The organism is Microcoleus sp. AR_TQ3_B6, from assembly GCF_036702785.1.
Lineage (GTDB): Bacteria > Cyanobacteriota > Cyanobacteriia > Cyanobacteriales > Microcoleaceae > Microcoleus.
On record NZ_JAUBVJ010000001.1, the window covers coordinates 249,942 to 268,066 of the forward strand.

Sequence of the window (18,125 nt, forward strand, 5' to 3'; positions counted from 1 at the left end):
AAACCTCCCCCTTGTAGGGGGACTTTACATTGAGCTCATTTTAGTTTACCATACTATCAGTGGTTTGGTAAGCAATATGTTAAAAGCCTATAAGTACAGAATCTATCCAACCGACGAGCAAGCGGTATTGCTAGCTAAGTCGTTTGGCTGTTCGCGATGGTTTTACAATTTTGCTCTCAACCTTACTAACGAAACCTACAAAGCAACAGGTAAAGGTTTAAGTCGTAATGACATAATTAACCTACTACCATCTTTAAAAAAAGAACATGAATGGTTAACAGAACCTCCATCACAATGTTTGCAGCAAGCAGCGTTAGACCTGTCTAGTGCTTTCTTAAAATTCTTTGAAAAGAGGGCTAAATACCCAAATTTTAAGAAGAAGGAACAAAAGCAATCTATTCGTTTCCCTCAAAAAATAAAACTCGATGGTAGCTACTTAAATTTGCCAAAATTAGGTAAAGTTTACTGCAAAGTATCTCGATTGCCAGTCGGGAAATTAAAGTCTGTGACTGTATCTCTGACACCATCTGGGGAATACTATGCAGCTTGTCTCTATGATGACGGTAAAAACCAGCCAGATTCAACATCAGAAGGTAAAGCTGTAGGCATAGATATGGGATTAACTCACTATGCCATTACTTCAGATGGAACCAAGCACGGCAATCCCAAATATTACCGCAAATATGAGGTAAGACTTGCTAAAAAGCAAAAGCAACTCAGCCGCAAGCACAAGGGTTCTGCTAATAGGAACAAAGCACGAATTAAAGTTGCTAGAGTCCAGGTCAAAATTACTAGATGCCGAGAAGATTTTTTACACAAACTAAGTCGTAAATTAGTTGACAAAAACCAAGTCATCGTAGTAGAGAATCTCGCCGTAAAAAACATGGTGAAAAATCACAAGCTAGCCAAGTCAATTACTGACGCTGGCTGGGGTCAATTTTGCACCATGTTAAAATACAAGGTCCAATGGTCAGGGAAAATCTATATTGAAGTAGATCGATTTTTTCCGAGCTCAAAAACTTGTAATAACTGCTTGCATCAAATAGATATTCTGAGTTTAGATATCCGTAGTTGGCAATGTCCTAAATGCCAAACGAGGCATGACAGGGATATCAACGCGGCTATCAACATCAGAGATGAAGGTTTACGAATCTTGGCGGGAGGGCATCTCGCTACTGCTTCTGGACAACGTGTAAGACCATCTAAAGGCACTGCTTTTAGAGGCGATGTTGGGTGAAGGAAGAATCCCCACGCCTTCAGGCTGGGGAGTTGTCAAAAGCTCGCCAACCGCCGAGATGAGAAATATCGATCGCATCCGCCACAGCATAAGGTTCGCACAAAAAGCCCTGCACCGTCGAGCCGTCCTCCAACACCAGCGTACCAATTCCCAGCGGCGGGGGAATTTTAGCGACAAATCCGCCGAAAGCCGAGATCGACAACTCCCAAACTTCCACCTCGATCGCGCTACCGCCCTCTATTTGACGCACCAATCCCGGCTTGCCCAGAGCAGTACCCGTCAAAGCGTACAGCTTGTAAATCGGGCTGGTACGGCAGGCGCGAACCAAAATGCCTCCCCCCTCGATTAGTTGATAATTCAGCGGCTCACCGCTCAAATGAGCGCCAACCACGGCTATTTTGACTCGTTCTTCTGAGGCAGGTTTGGCTGCGCTGGCTGGTTCCGGGAGGGTTGGCAGCGGCAGGCCGGTGGCGCCCAAAGTTCCCCCCAAGCGCTCGTGGAAAGCACCTCCCAGCCGACAGAGCGATAAATCGTGCCACGCAGGAGCCATCAGTGTCAATCCTGCGGGCAATCCGCTGCTTTGAAACCCGCTGGGAACTGCGATCGCGCACAAATCGAGCAAATTCGCAAAGTTCGTGTAGCGCCCGAGATTGGTGTTGAGGGCGATCGGCTCGGCTGCAACTTCTGCGACAGTATATATCGTGCCTGTCGTCGGCACCGCCAACACATCCATTGACTGCCACTGAATTTCAGCAAGCTTGCGGAGCTCTGCCAACCGATAGGACGCGCGGTAAGCCGCGACGGCATCGTAGCGCTTGCCGCCGCTGATAACTTCGTAGACGATCGGATCGATATCCTCTGGGTGCGCGTCGAGGAAATCGCCGATCGCGGCCAACCTTTCTGCTACCCAAGGCCCGCCGTAAAGCAGTTCGGCAGCATCGGCAAAGGGTTTGAAGTCAATAGTTGCGATCGTGCAGCCCAATGATTGCAAGCGCGCCAGAGCCTCTCGGTAGCGCTGTTCGGCTTCTGCATTCCCAAAAAATTCGAGTTCGCCCTCTTCAGGAACTCCCACCCGCAAGCTGGACAAATCCGGCAAAACTTTCGTTTCAGCGCGACGAGAAAACGCATCCTCAGCGTCAAAACCGCTGGCTACTTGCAGTACGGAAGCCGCATCCGCACAGGTGAGAGCGAACACAGAAACGCAATCGAGCGATCGCACCGCCGGCAGCAGGCCGCGAGTGCCGATCGAGCCGCAACTTGGCTTCAGCCCGACAATGTTGGTAAAAGCAGCGGGAACCCGCCCCGAGCCTGCGGTATCGGTACCCAGAGCAAAACTCACCAATCCGGCCGAGACTGCTGCGGCGGAACCGGAACTCGATCCGCCCGGGATGTAGCGCCGATCGAACGGATTGCGACAAACTCCATAAGGCGTGCGGGTTCCGACTAATCCTGTGGCAAACTGATCCATGTTTGTTTTGCCGATCGCGATCGCACCTGCCGCGCACAAGCGCTCTACGACGGAGGACGATCGCGCTGGAGTGCGAGCAAACGCAGGACATCCCGCCGTAGTCGGAACGCCGGCCCAATCGAGATTATCTTTGATCGCAAAAGGTATTCCGTAGAGCGGCAATTGTTGCGGGTCTAGGTTTTCCAAGGCTTTGGCGCGTTCGAGGGTTTCCGCCTGCGGTGCTAAATAAATCCATACTGCCGGATCTGCATAGCGTTCGATCCGATCGTACACGCTCGCGATCGCATCTGCAGGCGCGATCGAGCCGGTGCGGTAGCGATCGAGCAGCGAATGAATGTCGAGACTGTTGCTGTAGCTAACTTTTTCCATAATGCACCGCCAGTCGATTTTAGATTTTAGATTTTAGATTTTCGCTTGAATAATTTAGTTTACAGGCTTTGCTGGACGAGCAGTCGATTTTCGCTTTTCGATTTTAGATTGAATAATTTAGTTTACAGGCTTTGCTGGGCTAGCAGTCGATTTTAGATTTTAGATTTTCGCTTGAATAATTTAGTTTACAGGCTTTGCTGGACGAGCAGTCGATTTTCGATTTTCTATTTGAGATTTTCGCTTGAATAATTTAGTTTACAAGCTTTGCTGGGCTAGCAGTCGATTTTCTATTTGAGATTTTCGCTTGAATAATTGAGTTTACCAGGTTTGCTGGGCTAGCGTTCGATTTTCGATTTTCGATTGAAGAAATGACCTCAAAGGCTGTGTTTGGCAATCGTTATTACATATAAACGGTTAGTTTACCGCATTGTCGATCGCCTCCGCATCCAGTTAGCGGGCGATCGAACTATTTCTCAAGAAATCTTCAACCCTCGCCAAAGCGGGTGCAAGTCTGTGTGCACGTAAACTTCGCCATTTCCAACCGCCGGGTTTAATCTTCCAAAAACATTAAATTGGCAAATCCCAGAAAAACCGTTTTTTGTAACATTTTACACATTTTATCATCAGGCTTGCTGTTACCGTTTGAAACGTAGCAATCTAGTAGGATTGCAAGCTACAGTATGCTTACCTTTCAAAAAGCTAAGTGCATTGCTGTGACCAACAGTCTCGAATAACTCCTTGGGTTGCAAACAGGACTTATACAGACAAAAACCGAAAAAATTTAACAGCTTCTAGGGTTCCGATTTGAATCAGTTTCTAACTCAGTTTAGACAGTTCAAGTGCTGGTCCGAGAGAAGCAGACTGGTCATCCCAATATTTTATTAATTTGAGGGAAACACTAGCCAGTTACACGGCGGGATAAAAGCCCGGGAGAAACGCGATCGGTCATCAAGACTCGGTTCGTTAGCTCTCGGGCTTTATCCTTGTATATCAAGGGGGTTTGCGGGAGCTAAGGAAGCCAAAGAAGGTGCAAAAGCTCGATCGACATATTCACCCCTAACCAGCAATCAAAATATGCTATGAATATCCGATATTGCTCCCCAAAAATAACGCGATCGCCCTTATCCTACTGCGCCCTATTTTTCATCACCTTGTTTTTCGCTGTCGGCTGCGTCAACCCGGCAATTTATATCAAAACCACGACTGAAAGCGAAGCAGCTTCTTCAGTAAGTGCTGATGCAGTTAGCCTCGGATTCAGCGCGTGGCCCGGCTGGTTTCCGTGGCAAATTGCCAAAGAGCAAAAGATATTTGAAGCAAACAATGTTGCTGTAGACTTAAAATGGTTTGACGGCTACTTAGAATCGCTCAGCACCCTCACAGCAGGACAGATCAATGCTAACAGCCAAACCCTCGGCGATACCGTAAACTCTATATCAGGCGGTGCCGATCAAGTAATTGTTTTAGTCAACGACAACTCGACGGGAAATGACAAAGTAATTGTCGCAGAAGGCATCAATTCCGTTGCCGATTTAAAAGGGAAAAAAGTGGCAGCAGAGGAAGGTACAGTCGATCACTTTCTCTTATTGTTAGGGCTGAAAAAAGCAGGTTTATCAGTGCGGGACATTCAATTTGTACCGCTGGAAACCGGCAAAGCTGCGGCGGCTTTCGTCGGAGGACAAGTCGATGCGGTGGCAGTATTTGCGCCGTTTACCACGCAAGCCTTAAAACGAAAAAATAGCAAGGAACTGTTTAGTTCCAAAGACTTTCCGGGGGCCATTTCCGACCATTTGGTATTCACCCGAAAGTTTATCAGCGAACACCCCGATCGAGTGCAAGCCATGGTCAATTCCTGGTTTGCAACATTGGACTACATGAAAGCAAATAAAGAGAAATCATACCAAATTCTAGCAAACCGCGCCGGAGTCAGCGTCGAGGAATACAAAGAATATGAAAACGGCACTAAGATATTTACGATCGAGGAAAACTTGAAAGCCTTTCAACCGGGAAATGACATGACATCATTGCCGTTTGCGGCTGCAGAAATGACCAAATTTCTCGTAGATGTAAATTTAGCAAAAACCAAACCAGATATCAGCAAATTATTTGACGATCGCTTTATCAAAGCTTATGCCGAAGGTAAAAGGTAGAAGGCAGAATTTACGATTGGGCAGACACAATAAAATTTCAAAAATATTCCTTTAAAAAATTCCCCAAAGCTACTCAAATTACTCGCCAAACCGTTCTGCAATTAAATCATGCCACCAAACCCCGAGCCCCGAGCCCAACCCCACCTCAAGCAAAAAAGCCTAACTCCCACCGTTTTCTGGCGGATTGCGGAAGAGATACCACAACCCCTCAATATTGGGTTAACGGTAACATCGATCGCACTGCCGCTGCTGCTGTGGTGGCTAGTAACAACCTTCGCCAACGTAGACCCCAAATTTTTGCCTTCCCCCGGCAAAGTTTTAGAGGCATTTGGTCGGCTGTGGAACACTCGCGAACTTTTGAAAGACACAGTAGCGAGTTTGTGGCGGGTGGGAGTGGGCTTTCTGTTCGCCTTGGTTTTTTCCATACCAATTGGCGTGCTGATGGGCAGTTTTCCCAGTATTCGCGCCTTGCTAGAACCCATGTTCGGCTTGATGCGATATATGCCCGCACCAGCGTTCATTCCCCTGCTAATTCTCTACTTGGGAATCGGCGAAGAACCCAAAATTACCCTGATATTTATCGGCGTCTTTTTCTTCAATTCGCTGATGGTGATGGATACAGTCAAGTTTGTTTCAAAAGACTTGATCGAAGCTACTTATATGCTGGGCGGTAATCGCTGGGAAATCCTCACTCAAGTTATTTTTCCCCACGTTTTGCCGGGAATTCTTGATGCTAGCCGCATCAACCTAGCTGCGGCTTGGCAATTGGTAATTGTCTCGGAATTGATTGCCGCCACCGAAGGCTTAGGCCGCCGGATCAGCGTCGCCGGTCGATTTCTCCGAACCGATGAAATTTTTGTGGGGCTGATTGTCATTGGGGCGATCGGACTGGCTTTTGACTTGCTTTTTCAATATCTGCTGCGGGTTTCTTGTAAATGGTCAAGCCAGAAACAGTAAGCAGATTTTGAAGGAAGAAGGAAGAAGGAAGAAGGAAGATGGAAGAGGGAAGAAGGCAGTGGTGTAAAATAAAATTGAAACCCACGCTAGATATCGTTTTTAGTCCTAAAATTTACAGATTTTGGGAATGAAAAAATCAATTTTTTACTTACAATACAGAGGATAAACTCATGTTTCTGCAAATCAACAATCTTCACAAAAACTTTGAAACAAAAAAGGGTAAATTAGTTGTCCTCAAGGACATCAACATGAGCATCAAGCAAGGCGAATTTATCTGCGCGGTAGGCGCATCCGGTTCCGGCAAATCTACTCTGTTGAGGCAGATTGCGGGATTGGACAAGCCGACAACAGGCGAAGTGAAAATTGATGGCAAAGAAGTTGTTGCGCCAGGGCCGGATCGAGGTATGGTATTTCAGCATTACACTCTTTATCCTTGGATGAACGTGCAGGAAAATGCCGAGTTTGGCCTCAAACTTCAAGGCGTGTCCAAGAAGGAGCGGCGCGAACAAGCGAGCTATTATTTGAGTGTGGTAGGATTGACGCAGTTTGCTTCGTCGCTACCGAAGGAATTGTCGGGCGGGATGAAACAGCGGGTGGCGATCGCCCGCGCCCTCGCTTCTGAACCTAAAGTATTATTAATGGATGAACCTTTCGGCGCCTTGGACATCCACACTAAAGAATCGATGCACCAATTCATGCTCGATTTGTGGCGCCGCACTCAGATTACAATCTTTATGATTACCCACGATGTTGAAGAAGCGGTGTTTCTTTCCAATCGGATTTATGCTTTGGGCGCTCGTCCCGGTACAGTGAGAAAGGAAATGTCGATTAATTTGCCCGATCGCACTCCCAGCGTTAAACGCCACACCAAATTCCACGATTACCGCGACGAACTCATGGATTTGATGCGGAAACACGGACAGGAAGCAGTTGCAATGGCTGCTTAAATAGAAACAGGTTTGTATTTGCACTTTTTGGGCGGGCTCTCCTGCCCACCCCACAAGAAAACTCACTCTTTGTGGAACGGGCATCTTGCCCGTTCTTGAGAATGGTGCATGATGTAAACGGACAGGAAGTAGTTGCAAGGGCTGCTTAAATAGAAACAGGTTTGTATTTGCACTTTTTGGGCGGGCTCTCCTGCCCACCCCACAAGAAAACTCACTCTTTGTGGAACGGGCATATTGCCCGTTCTTGAGAATGGTGCAAGATGTAAACGGACAGGAAGCAGTTGCAATGGCTGCTTAAATAAAAATAGGTTAATAGTTGCACTTTTTGCGCCTGCGCCAAGAGTTTAACGACCAACCTAAGTAAGTGGAAACTTAACATCTTGCACCCTTGTCAATTACCTATTTAGGAACGGGCAAGATGCCCGTTCCACAAAACTCAATTTTATTGTGGAACGGGCATCTTGCCCGTTCTTGAGAATGGTGCAAGATATCAGTGGGAATAAATATTACTTTGGGAGAGGGCGGGTTTTGCCACTACAGAATACTATTGTTGGTTTCGCTGACCTACCCAAATACATCAAGAGGAACTTATGGTGCAACTATCATCCACCGACCCAAACTCACAAATCGATTCAAGCCTCGTATTAATCGAAGAAACCGTACCGGGCGGCGCGTACTGGTCGGGAGTCATCAAGCGGGGAAACACCCTGCGAATCACCGATTTAGAAGGCTCTCGCGGCGTTTCCATGCTGTGCTACAACGCCGACAATGCGATCGAACGTTTCAACGCAGCAGACACCGCCAAAATTCAATTCAACGCCTTTCTCAAACAAGGCATGGTGATCTACACAGACATGGGACGCATCCTATTTTCCATCACCCAAGACACCTCCGGCTGTCACGATTTGCTAGGAGGATGCAGCAACGCCATTAGCAATGCCAAAAAATACGGCGAAGGAGACTGGAAAAACTCCCGCGACAACTTCCTCAAAGCCTTAAGTCGCTGGGGATTGGGCAAAAAAGATATCATGCCCAACCTCAACTTATTTACTCGCATTGCCGTCAAACCAGACGGCACGATGGAGTTTCGCGAAGGCTGCGAAAAACCGGGAAGTTTTATTGATTTGCGAGCCGAAATGAACGTATTGACCATTATCTCTAACTGCCCCCACATCCTGCATCCGGCTTCAAATTACGATCCAAAACCCATCCAAATTCAGATAGTGAAAACCCCCCCACCCGCACCAGACGACTTGTGCCGCACCGCCAACCCGGAAGCCGTGCGCGGCTTCATCAACACCGATGCTTTGTTCGTGCAATAAACACGATTCCAGCACTCAATCTTGTCCGCAAAAATCTGCGGTAAAAAACTCTGCACTTCCATCACAAAAAGTGAACCATGACTGCAACTACCCAACAAATCCTCGATCCAAAAACAGCAATTTACAACGAAGTTTTACCAGCCAGACATCCCTGGGCTCGCGTCATCAAAAAAGGACAGATTCTCCGGATTGTAGATTTAGGCGGAAATCAAGCAGTAGATTTTTTAGTTTACAATGCCGATGACCCTTCCGAACGCTACAGCGCCCCCGATACGATCGTCAATCAAGGCAACATCTTTGTCACTACAAACAGCCAACTCATTTCCAACGAAGGGCGAGCCATGATGACCATAATTGCTGACTCCTGCGGGCGGCACGATACCTCCGGCGGCGCCTGTAGCTGCGAGAGCAATTCAGTGCGGTTTGGACTAGATAAAAAATACCAGCACGCCTGCGTTGAAAATTTCCTTGCCGCAATTCTTCCCTACGGTTTGGGCAAACGAGATTTAGTCAGCAACATCAACTTCTTTATGAATGTTCCGGTTAGCGAAGACGGCACACTAGAAATTGTTGACGGCATCTCCGATCCTGGAAGTACAGTAGATTTGCGAGCCGAAATGAACGCGCTGGTTGCTATTTCTAACTGCCCGCAAATGAACAATCCTTGCAATGCTTACAATCCTACACCGATTCAGTTGATAGTTTGGGATTCCGTCTAATCTAATATACCCGCCGCCATCTATTAGAATCCGCCGCCAGGGGGACGCTGGCACTATTGTTAGCGCCCTTCCCAATTGCCCCAAGAGACTTGCATAGCATTCCCAAGCTTTCCTATCTGGAAATTATCTGCGTTTATCTGCGTTCATCTCCCTTACATCTGCGGTTGACTTATCAATCAAAGATTCATACAAATACCCAAATGTTTAACAAAGTTTTGATTGCAAATCGCGGTGAAATTGCCTGCCGAATTATCCGCACCCTCGATCGCCTCGGAATTGCTTCGGTAGCAGTATATTCAGAAGCCGACGCCCGCGCCAAGCACGTTTTCGCCGCCACCGAAGCCGTTTGTATCGGTGCAGCCGCCGCAGCCGAGAGTTATTTGCGGTTCGATCGCATTCTCGAAGTTGCGCGCCAAACAAAAGCTCAAGCTATCCATCCGGGTTACGGCTTTTTGAGCGAAAATGCTGAATTTGCCGAAGCTTGCGCCAGCGAAAATATTGCATTTATCGGCCCGACTCCGAGTCAGTTGCGCTGCTTTGGATTGAAGCACACCGCGCGGGAAATAGCCGCTGCAAATCAAGTGCCCCTAACTCCCGGAAGCGAACTTTTAGCAAGTTTAGAGGATGCCCAAAAAGCCGCTGGGGCGATCGGCTATCCGGTGATGCTCAAAAGTACCGCAGGCGGCGGCGGCATCGGTTTGCAGGCTTGTTTTGGCGATCGAGATTTGGCAGAAGCATTTGAAAAAGTACAGCGTTTGAGTCAAAGCAATTTTAAACAAAGCGGCGTTTTTTTAGAGAAATACATTCAAACAGCCAGGCACATAGAAGTCCAAATCTTTGGAGATGGCAAAGGAAATGTCATAGCCTTGGGCGAGCGAGATTGTTCGGTGCAGCGGCGCAATCAAAAAGTAATAGAAGAAACCCCCGCCCCTGGTATTAGCGACGAACAGCGAAATCAGTTGTACAGTGCAGCAGTGCGGTTGGGAAAAGCGGTAAATTACCAGTCAGCCGGTACTGTTGAATTTGTATTTGATGTCGATGCGAAACAGTTTTATTTTTTGGAAGTTAACACGCGCTTGCAAGTCGAACACGGCGTTACTGAAGCTGTCAACAACATCGACCTGGTTGAGTGGATGGTAAAACAGGCTTCTGGGGATTTGTTCCCCCTGGAAAAGTACCGCTATCGGCCGCAGGGACACTCAATAGAGGTGCGAATTTATGCGGAAGATGCCGGCAAGAATTTCCAGCCGAGTTCCGGGTTGCTGAATCAAGTTGCGTTTCCTGAAAACGTCCGCTGCGACAGTTGGATAGAAAGCGGCACGGAGGTTACTCCTTTTTACGATCCGCTGCTAGCCAAAGTAATCGTTTGCGGGGATAATCGAACCCAGGCGATCGTAAAACTAAGAGCTGCTTTAGATGCCAGTGAAATAGCGGGAATTGAAACTAATTTAGATTACCTCCGCCAGATTTTGGACGATTCCAGATTCAACCGGGGCGAACTGAGCACGCGCTTTTTAAACTCTTTTGAATACGCACCTTTAACGATCGATGTATTGGATGGGGGAACCTACAGCAGCATTCAAGATTATCCGGGGCGGATCGGCTATTGGGATGTTGGCGTCCCGCCTTCAGGGCCGATGGATCATCTGGCATTTCGATCGGCAAATCGTTTAGTAGGAAATCCCGAATCGACAGCAGGATTGGAATTCACAGCGACAGGCCCAACTCTGCGCTTTAACGCCGATACAGTTATTAGTTTGACTGGTGCAACTATGAAGGGAACGCTAAACGGCGACCCGGTGCCGTTTTGGACGGCAATTCCCGTAAAAGCTGGCAGCATTCTCAAGTTAAAAACCATTCAAGGCGGCGGCTACCGCACTTATTTAGCAGTCAAACACGGCTTTAATGTCCCCGATTATTTGGGCAGCAAATCAACTTTTGTACTGGGCAAATTTGGCGGACACGGGGGCCGCACGCTGCGTCCGGGAGATGTGCTTAAACTGCTTCAAACTGCCACTCTGGAAGCGGAAAGATCTTTGCCTCCGGAACTAATTCCCACCTACAGCAATAATTGGGAAATCGGCGTTTTGTACGGGCCTCACGGCGCGCCGGATTTCTTTACTGAGTCAGACATCGAAATGTTTTTCTCCACAGAATGGCAGGTGCATTACAACTCGACGCGGACGGGCATTCGGCTGATCGGCCCGAAGCCCACTTGGGCGCGTCAAGACGGAGGAGAAGCGGGTTTGCACCCGTCTAACATTCACGATAATGCTTACGCGATCGGCACGATCGATTTTACGGGGGATATGCCTGTAATTCTCGGTCTTGACGGCCCGAGTTTGGGAGGTTTTGTGTGTCCTGCTACTATTGTGCAGTCGGAATTGTGGAAAATCGGGCAACTAAAACCGGGGGACAGCATTCGCTTTCACTGTTTGAGTTTTGGTGAAGCTTTGCAGCAGGAATTAGCACAAAACAGGCAAATTGCTACTTTTTGCTTGCCTGTTTTTCGGGAAAATGCGGAGGAATTGCCCGCTGTTCCCGCTTCTCCAATTTTGCACGAGATTCCCGAATCTCCGGGACAGGTTGCTGTTACTTACCGTCAAGCTGGGGATAAATATATTCTAGTGGAATACGGCCCGTTGGTGCTGGATTTAAATTTGCGTTTTCGGGCGCACGCATTGATGGAACAGTTGAAAGCAAATCCGCTGCCTGGTGTTATCGAATTAGTGCCGGGAATGCGATCGCTCCAAATTCACTTTGAGGGCCGCCAGATTTCGCAACAGCAGCTAATGCAGGCGCTGATTGCGGCGGAGGCGGAACTTCCGGCGATCGAGGATTTGGAAGTGCCGGCGCGAATTGTGCACTTGCCTTTATCTTGGGAAGATGAATCGACACTGTTAGCCATTGAAAAATATATGCAGTCTGTGCGATCGGATGCACCTTGGTGTCCCAGCAATATTGAGTTTATTCGCCGCATAAACGGGCTGGACAGCATCGAACAAGTCAGAGAAATTGTATTTAATGCTAGCTATTTAGTGATGGGTTTGGGAGACGTTTATTTAGGCGCGCCCGTCGCAACTCCCCTCGATCCGCGCCACCGTTTGGTTACTACTAAATACAATCCCGCCCGCACTTGGACTCCTGAAAATGCAGTTGGCATTGGCGGCGCGTATTTGTGCGTTTACGGGATGGAAGGGCCCGGAGGTTATCAATTTGTCGGCCGCACGGTGCAAATGTGGAATCGGTTCAAACAAACGGCGGATTTCCAGTCTGGTAAGCCTTGGCTTTTGCGCTTTTTTGACCAAATCAGATTTTATCCGGTTTCTCATGAGGAATTGCACCGCTGTCGGGAAGAATTTATTGAAGGGAAGTTTAAATTAAAGGTTGAAGAAATCACTTTTAAGTTGAGAGAATACAATCAGTTTTTGCATTCTATTGCGGGCAGTGCGGCTGAGTTTAAAGGGCAGCAGCAGGCCGCATTTAATGCAGAGCGCGATCGCTGGGCCGCCTCCGGGGAATTTGAAGCTGAATCTGCCGCAGAAGCCACATCCGCTGGGGCTTCTGAAACAGCGGCGGAGGTTTCTTTGCCGATCGGCTGCGAGGCAGTTGTCGCTCACGTTTCGGCCAATGTTTGGCAGGTGCTGGTTAATGTTGGAGATGCGGTTGCAGAGGGCGATCGCCTGTTAATTTTGGAAGCGATGAAAATGGAAATTGCTATTACTGCTGATGTTGCGGGCACTGTTGCCCAGTTGTTTTGTGAAAAGGGGCAAACGGTGACAGCCGGACAAATTCTAGCGGCGGTTCAACCCAATTAAAAAGTCTTGGACGCAGACATTCTATCTGTAGGGTGTGCACTGCACCCATTGCTGTTAAATTAAGCCTAAAATGCAGATACCTGACGCTGGCGGTAGGACTTGGCAGTACAGGGCTGGAAATGGTAGAATTGGCATGGGAATTCTGAATTACTTGTCAGTTGGCTGGTGATATTGCTAACAGTTATGGTTTAGGCAAACCACAGCGTAGTGCGATCGAATATTCTCAGGAAGAAGTTGGGCAGCCAATATCGAGGAGTCGTTCTTTCCCAATTTTAGATATTACAGGTAATCAAGTCTTGCGCTGGATGAACTTTGTGCAGGGTTTTCAACTAATTCAATATAAACATCCCTTCTATGAGGCTATAAAGATGACAACCATACCTAACGAACAAACAGCGATTATCCGTACAGAAAGAGGACTGACTATCGCAGGTACGCGCATCACGATCTACGACATCATGGACTATGTGACGGCTCAATATCCGCCTAAGTTTATCAGAGGATTGTTTGATCTGACAGAGGAACAAATTAACGCAGCTTTAGCTTACATTGAGAAAAATCGCGCCACCGTTGAAGCTGAGTATCAAAGGGTTCTTAAGGAAGCTGAAGAACTGCGGCTGTACTACGAAGAAAAAAATCGCGATCTGATTGCCAGAATTGCCGCCCAGCCACCAAAACCTGGTCAAGAAGCTATTCGAGCAAAACTTCAAGCAGCCAAGGCCAAGTTTAAGTCTCAGCCATGAATTTTTTAGTCGATCATAATTTAAGAGGACACGCCGTACTTCTCTCAGGTAGCCTTTTGAGTAGTGGCTGGCTGGATTGGGTATTCATTCGATTTATCACCTTTGATGAAATGAGCTTGCCGATCGATAGTGACGATCGGGTAGTTTGGCAGTTGGCTCAATCAAACCAGATGATTTTGTTGACAGCGAATCGGAGTATGAAGGGCGAGAACTCTCTTGAACAAGTGATGCGGGAGGAAATTACTTCTACATCATTACCCGTGATTACTATTGGGGATGCTGACCGCTTGTTGAATGACTCTGAATATCGGCAGCGTTGTGCAATTCGTCTGGTTGAAATTGTACTTGATATTAATACCTATATGGGTGTGAGTCGGCTTTTCATCCCATGAAGCGGGGTCGAGATTGTTCCAGAAGTGCGATCGCAATTTGATTGCCACTAAATGTAGTGTTTAAAAAGTGATACCCATGTTAAAAGAATTAAAAACCATTACTCTTGCAACTCTTCTGGTATTAGTAACAGCTAAACTGGGTTCTACTGCACCTCTACCAAGTCCTAATAATCAAGGGGATTATACGGGAAGATATTATCATACTTATTGGGAAGTAGTAGACCCAGACCCAAAGGGGTTAAATTGTCGTATGAGTTCTTCTTTTGAAGAATTTATGCGTATTGACAACAGCACTCCATTTGATGTTTTTAATTGGTCTGTAGTTGGTGTTTTAAAACAGGGACAGCGTTTTGAAAGCTTTCCTGGTAATGCTGGTGTTACTTTCCTGGATACCAGGGGTTTACCTTGGCTTTTTGTAGGAAAAAACTACACTGCTGGTGCGGCGCAAGGTTGTTTTATTCGCGCTAATAGTCAATTTGTCAAACCAATACAGATGTCACCAACCCGCGTACAACCTCAAGCGAGTCAACCGCTCACAAGTTCGACAGCACTACCGATGAAGCTTGGTTTTGACGAAGGATTTGGATCGATTGTAGTACCAGAAAGCGATACCAGAGCATCCGCCTATGGAGGACGCTTAAGGCGATATGATGTTCACATTGCTAAAATGTTTGAAGTCACTCACTTTATGTGTCAGCAGGGAAATTTAACACCCGGTATTACTTGGAATTACGAGGCTGGGGGTGGCACGATTAATATGGGAAGTTTTGTAATAACCTGCCGACTTGCTAATCAAATAGCTAGTGCCTATGGTTTAGGTAAATCGGAACCTACGAATATTACTTTTTCGGCTGGTGAAATCGGTCGCCCCGATGTCAGAAGTTTCAACATTCCTATCCTAAATATTACAGGTGATAAAGTACCACGCTGGGTGAGTTTTGTGCAGGGATTTCAGCCAGTGAGGAGGTAGGATCATCGCATTTGTAAGATGTAGGGTGTGTCATAAGTAAAATTATTCTTTCATCTAAAATCAATCTCAATTTGACGCACCCTACATCTAAGCTTGTGATTAAACTGGTTAAAATGGCTAATTCTGCTATTGAAGCTCGGCCTCCTTAGCTAAAGGTTCGATAACACTGCCTCAGGGCAAGTCCTGTTATCCAATTGGAGATTTATTTTCCCTGACGCATCGTACAAGTGCTAACTTGTAAGATGTTAGTGCGATCGCTGCTGGAAGTCTGCCGACGTTAAGTTAATATTGATAATTTTTGATTTGGTTGTAGAGGCTCACGATATGGATACTCAGGAACTTTTAAATCATTACCAAACAGGCAAAAGGGATTTCTCTGGTATTTACTTAAGCGATACCGATTTGAGTGGTGCTAATTTGACTCGTGCTAATTTAAGCGGTGCTAATTTAAGCAATACCGATTTGAGTAGTGCTAATTTGAGTCGTGCTAATTTAACTTGTGCTAATTTAAGCGGTGCTAATTTGTGGGACACTGATTTGAGTGCTGCTAATTTAAGCGGTGCTGATTTGTCGGACACTGATTTGTCTGGTTCTAATTTAAGGAGTGCTAATTTATGTGATGCTGATTTGTCGGACACTGATTTATCTGGCGCTGATTTGTTTGTCTCTTATTTGAGTGGTGCTAGGTTATGTGGCGCTAATTTAAGCGGTGCTAACTTATGTCGTGCTGATTTCTCGGACACTGATTTATCTGGCGCTGATTTGAGTAAGCTGATACGCAGCTAGATTGTATAATATAAATATAAAATAAGCGATCATTAGTTATAATGTATGCCAGCCAAAAACCATCTATCTCAAAATCAAAAACAGAGACTCATTAAACTCTTAAAAGAGTCTGACGATAATTATGTGAGGGAAAAGGTTCTAATTTTATTGCTAATTAATGACGGAAAAACTTATCGAAAAATTAGTGAATTTATGGAGATTGCTTACACAACAGTAGCTTATTGGTCAGTTCATGGCGACCCAGATAATTTGGATAGTTTTTTAGATAAAAGAAGCCCAGGGAATTTTCGCAAAGTCACTCCAGAGTATGAACAAATATTGATAGATACAATCGACAAAGCTCCGGAAGAATATGGATATGAGTTTGGGAGATGGACGGCAGCTAGACTAGCAACATATTTAGAAAAAGTCACAGGAATTAAATTGAGTAGTTCCCAGATATCCAGGATACTACATAAAAAAAAATACGTTTATATTTGGGCTAAATATAGTTTAGAGGATCAACAAAATCCAATTGAAAGAGAAGCATTTAAACAGAAGCTATCGGAGTATTTAAGAATAACTAAACAAACACCAGAGCTTTTACAGGTATGGTTTTGGGACGAAAGTGGATTTAGTTTACGAGTGATAAGAAGAAAAACTTGGGGTAAAAAAGGTCGTCGAAAGAAAATCACAGGTCAAAGGAGAAGAGGCAGAGTAAATCTCATGGGTGGGTTGAGATATCATGACAAAAAAAGGTTGAATTTTGTGATAAAAAAAGGAGATTCGGATACGTTTTATGAGCAAATAAATGCCTTAAATAATTCGCTAGTTCAAGAATGGAGAGAACTGGGTAATCAAGGTGAAAATTTTGCCGAATCGGGAATTAAGATTGTAATTATTCTAGATAATGCTAGTTTTCATAAAAAGAAAGACATTCTAAGTAAAATATCAGCCGAAATGCCTTATATTATTTTAGAATTTTTGCCAGCTTACAGCCCCGATTATAATTTGATTGAATTGGTCTGGCATTCAGCGAAAGAATATATAGCACATCGCCTATTTAAGTCAGTAGAAGAATTGTCTGAATTGCTACATAGATTATTAAATGAAGGAGAAATGGTTATTAAATGGGATAGAAACATCAAAAATAAAGGCAATGCTATTTTATCCGGTTTAGTTGCGTAGTAGCTTAGTGCTGATTTAAGCGGTGCTAATTTAAGCGGTGCTGATTTGAGTAGTGCTGATTTAAGCGGTGCTGATTTGAGTAGTGCTGATTTAAGCGGTGCTGATTTAACAGAGGCCAATCTTGAATCCGCGAATCTCCAAGGGGCACAACTCATAGCAGCGGATCTCACAGATGCAAATCTTGAAAGAGCATATATAAAACACGCGAATTTTACAGAAGCTTACCTCACCAATGTAAATCTGAAATTAGCCATCTCTGAACCGAGAGCAACAAACACCAGGTGGACTCAGCTAGAGTTTAATTTTACAGATGCTAATATTTCTAAGCACACAAAAATACAGGGCATATTAGCTGAGCTGGGAAAAAGTTTGGGTTTTACAGTATGGATTGCTAGAAATGACCATCGAAATAAATATAAAAATCAAGAACTAGGAAACTTTAGCTCAAAAACCTTTCCTTTAATAGTGCCTCAAGATTTTCCTCAAAAAACTGAGAAAATTATTCAACTGATAGATGTTATTTGGTTCCGAAAAGAATTTCAGCAAATTGAAGCAGCTTTTGAGGTGGAATGCACTACGAGTATTTACTCAGGCTTGCTGCGAATGGCAGACCTTTCACTTTGTTCAAAACGTGGGTTGTTTGGATATAATGCTCCTGATTTTCATTGCTATACGGTTATTCCTAAAGCAAGGAAAAGGAGTTTTGAAAAACAGTTAGGCAGACCCACATTTCAAGAGCATCAAATCTTTCAGCTTTGCAAAGCAATTAATATTGAAGATATAGAATCCAAGTGGGAGAGTGACCCAAATATTATTCAGAAGATATCTTATGGTTTGGGTCAAGATGCACCCATCAATTGATCGATTGGTAGCTACTTACCTCTTGACCTGATAATGGAGCGATACTTTAAACAAAAAGCGCCCCTATTTCTAGGAGCGCTTGAGGTTAATCAAAAACTAAAACTTAGCCGTTGATAGAAGGAGCAACCATTGCTACGGGAGTTGTTTCACTAGCAGCCAAGTCGAGAGGGAAGTTGTGAGCATTGCGCTCGTGCATTACTTCCATACCCAAGTTAGCGCGGT

At 45.6% G+C, this 18,125-nt stretch carries 14 protein-coding genes, 2 pseudogenes and 1 riboswitch; of the genes and pseudogenes, 14 read left to right on the top strand and 2 right to left on the bottom strand.

Translation table 11 applies throughout. The features are described from left to right. Window positions 1-76: 76 nt before the first annotated feature. The gene (gene tnpB / locus QUB56_RS01140; protein ID WP_332952420.1) at window positions 77-1,237 is read left to right on the top strand and encodes an IS200/IS605 family element RNA-guided endonuclease TnpB; all 1,161 of its coding nucleotides are present in this window, start codon (window positions 77-79) and stop codon (window positions 1,235-1,237) included. 19 nt (window positions 1,238-1,256) lie between these two features. On the opposite strand, the gene atzF is transcribed toward tnpB, so the two are convergent. Then, window positions 1,257-3,074 (bottom strand): allophanate hydrolase, encoded by a 1,818-nt coding sequence (atzF, locus tag QUB56_RS01145; protein ID WP_332952421.1) that lies wholly within the window; start codon window positions 3,072-3,074, stop codon window positions 1,257-1,259. Between the two features lie 387 nt (window positions 3,075-3,461). On the opposite strand from atzF, the gene QUB56_RS01150 reads away from it, so the two are divergent. From QUB56_RS01150 to QUB56_RS01210, 13 genes and pseudogenes are all read left to right on the top strand, one after another. Further along, entirely contained in the window at window positions 3,462-3,599 is a 138-nt protein-coding gene (locus QUB56_RS01150; RefSeq protein WP_332952424.1) for a hypothetical protein, read from the top strand. Window positions 3,600-3,854: 255 nt separating this feature from the next. Further along, a riboswitch (guanidine-I (ykkC/yxkD leader) is annotated at window positions 3,855-4,009 on the top strand. A gap of 144 nt (window positions 4,010-4,153) precedes the next feature. After that, window positions 4,154-5,221 carry an ABC transporter substrate-binding protein gene (locus tag QUB56_RS01155; RefSeq protein ID WP_332952425.1) on the top strand — a complete coding sequence of 356 codons (1,068 nt, stop codon included), beginning with the start codon at window positions 4,154-4,156 and terminating at the stop codon, window positions 5,219-5,221. 108 nt (window positions 5,222-5,329) lie between these two features. Then, window positions 5,330-6,178 carry an ABC transporter permease gene (locus QUB56_RS01160; RefSeq protein ID WP_332952428.1) on the top strand — a complete coding sequence of 283 codons (849 nt, stop codon included), beginning with the start codon at window positions 5,330-5,332 and terminating at the stop codon, window positions 6,176-6,178. A 170-nt stretch (window positions 6,179-6,348) separates the two neighbouring features. Continuing rightward, window positions 6,349-7,125 carry an ABC transporter ATP-binding protein gene (locus QUB56_RS01165; RefSeq protein ID WP_332952430.1) on the top strand — a complete coding sequence of 259 codons (777 nt, stop codon included), beginning with the start codon at window positions 6,349-6,351 and terminating at the stop codon, window positions 7,123-7,125. A gap of 590 nt (window positions 7,126-7,715) precedes the next feature. After that, complete coding sequence (locus QUB56_RS01170) at window positions 7,716-8,447, top strand: urea amidolyase associated protein UAAP1 (RefSeq protein WP_332952431.1); 732 nt, start codon at window positions 7,716-7,718, stop codon at window positions 8,445-8,447. Window positions 8,448-8,524: 77 nt separating this feature from the next. Then, window positions 8,525-9,166, top strand: coding sequence for an urea amidolyase associated protein UAAP2 (locus QUB56_RS01175; RefSeq protein WP_332952432.1), 642 nt, complete (start codon window positions 8,525-8,527; stop codon window positions 9,164-9,166). Window positions 9,167-9,366: 200 nt separating this feature from the next. Beyond that, window positions 9,367-12,984: an urea carboxylase gene (gene uca / locus QUB56_RS01180; protein ID WP_332952433.1), complete on the top strand. Its 3,618-nt coding sequence runs from the start codon at window positions 9,367-9,369 to the stop codon at window positions 12,982-12,984. Between the two features lie 158 nt (window positions 12,985-13,142). After that, complete coding sequence (locus QUB56_RS01185; protein ID WP_332952435.1) at window positions 13,143-13,727, top strand: DUF433 domain-containing protein; 585 nt, start codon at window positions 13,143-13,145, stop codon at window positions 13,725-13,727. Beyond that, the gene (locus QUB56_RS01190) at window positions 13,724-14,119 is read left to right on the top strand and encodes an ACP S-malonyltransferase (protein WP_332952437.1); all 396 of its coding nucleotides are present in this window, start codon (window positions 13,724-13,726) and stop codon (window positions 14,117-14,119) included. The genes QUB56_RS01185 and QUB56_RS01190 overlap by 4 nt, the downstream gene beginning before the upstream one ends. 76 nt (window positions 14,120-14,195) lie before the next feature. Next, complete coding sequence (locus tag QUB56_RS01195; protein WP_332952438.1) at window positions 14,196-15,089, top strand: hypothetical protein; 894 nt, start codon at window positions 14,196-14,198, stop codon at window positions 15,087-15,089. Window positions 15,090-15,413: 324 nt separating this feature from the next. Continuing rightward, complete coding sequence (locus tag QUB56_RS01200) at window positions 15,414-15,875, top strand: pentapeptide repeat-containing protein (RefSeq protein ID WP_332952439.1); 462 nt, start codon at window positions 15,414-15,416, stop codon at window positions 15,873-15,875. A 45-nt stretch (window positions 15,876-15,920) separates the two neighbouring features. Beyond that, the gene (locus QUB56_RS01205) at window positions 15,921-17,042 is read left to right on the top strand and encodes an IS630 family transposase (protein ID WP_332952440.1); all 1,122 of its coding nucleotides are present in this window, start codon (window positions 15,921-15,923) and stop codon (window positions 17,040-17,042) included. Between the two features lie 21 nt (window positions 17,043-17,063). Further along, window positions 17,064-17,903: pseudogene (locus QUB56_RS01210) on the top strand (pentapeptide repeat-containing protein); the annotation flags it as partial. Window positions 17,904-18,006: 103 nt separating this feature from the next. Here the strand turns inward: QUB56_RS01210 and QUB56_RS01215 are convergent. Further along, window positions 18,007-18,125 (bottom strand): annotated as a pseudogene (locus tag QUB56_RS01215) (photosystem II q(b) protein); the annotation flags it as partial.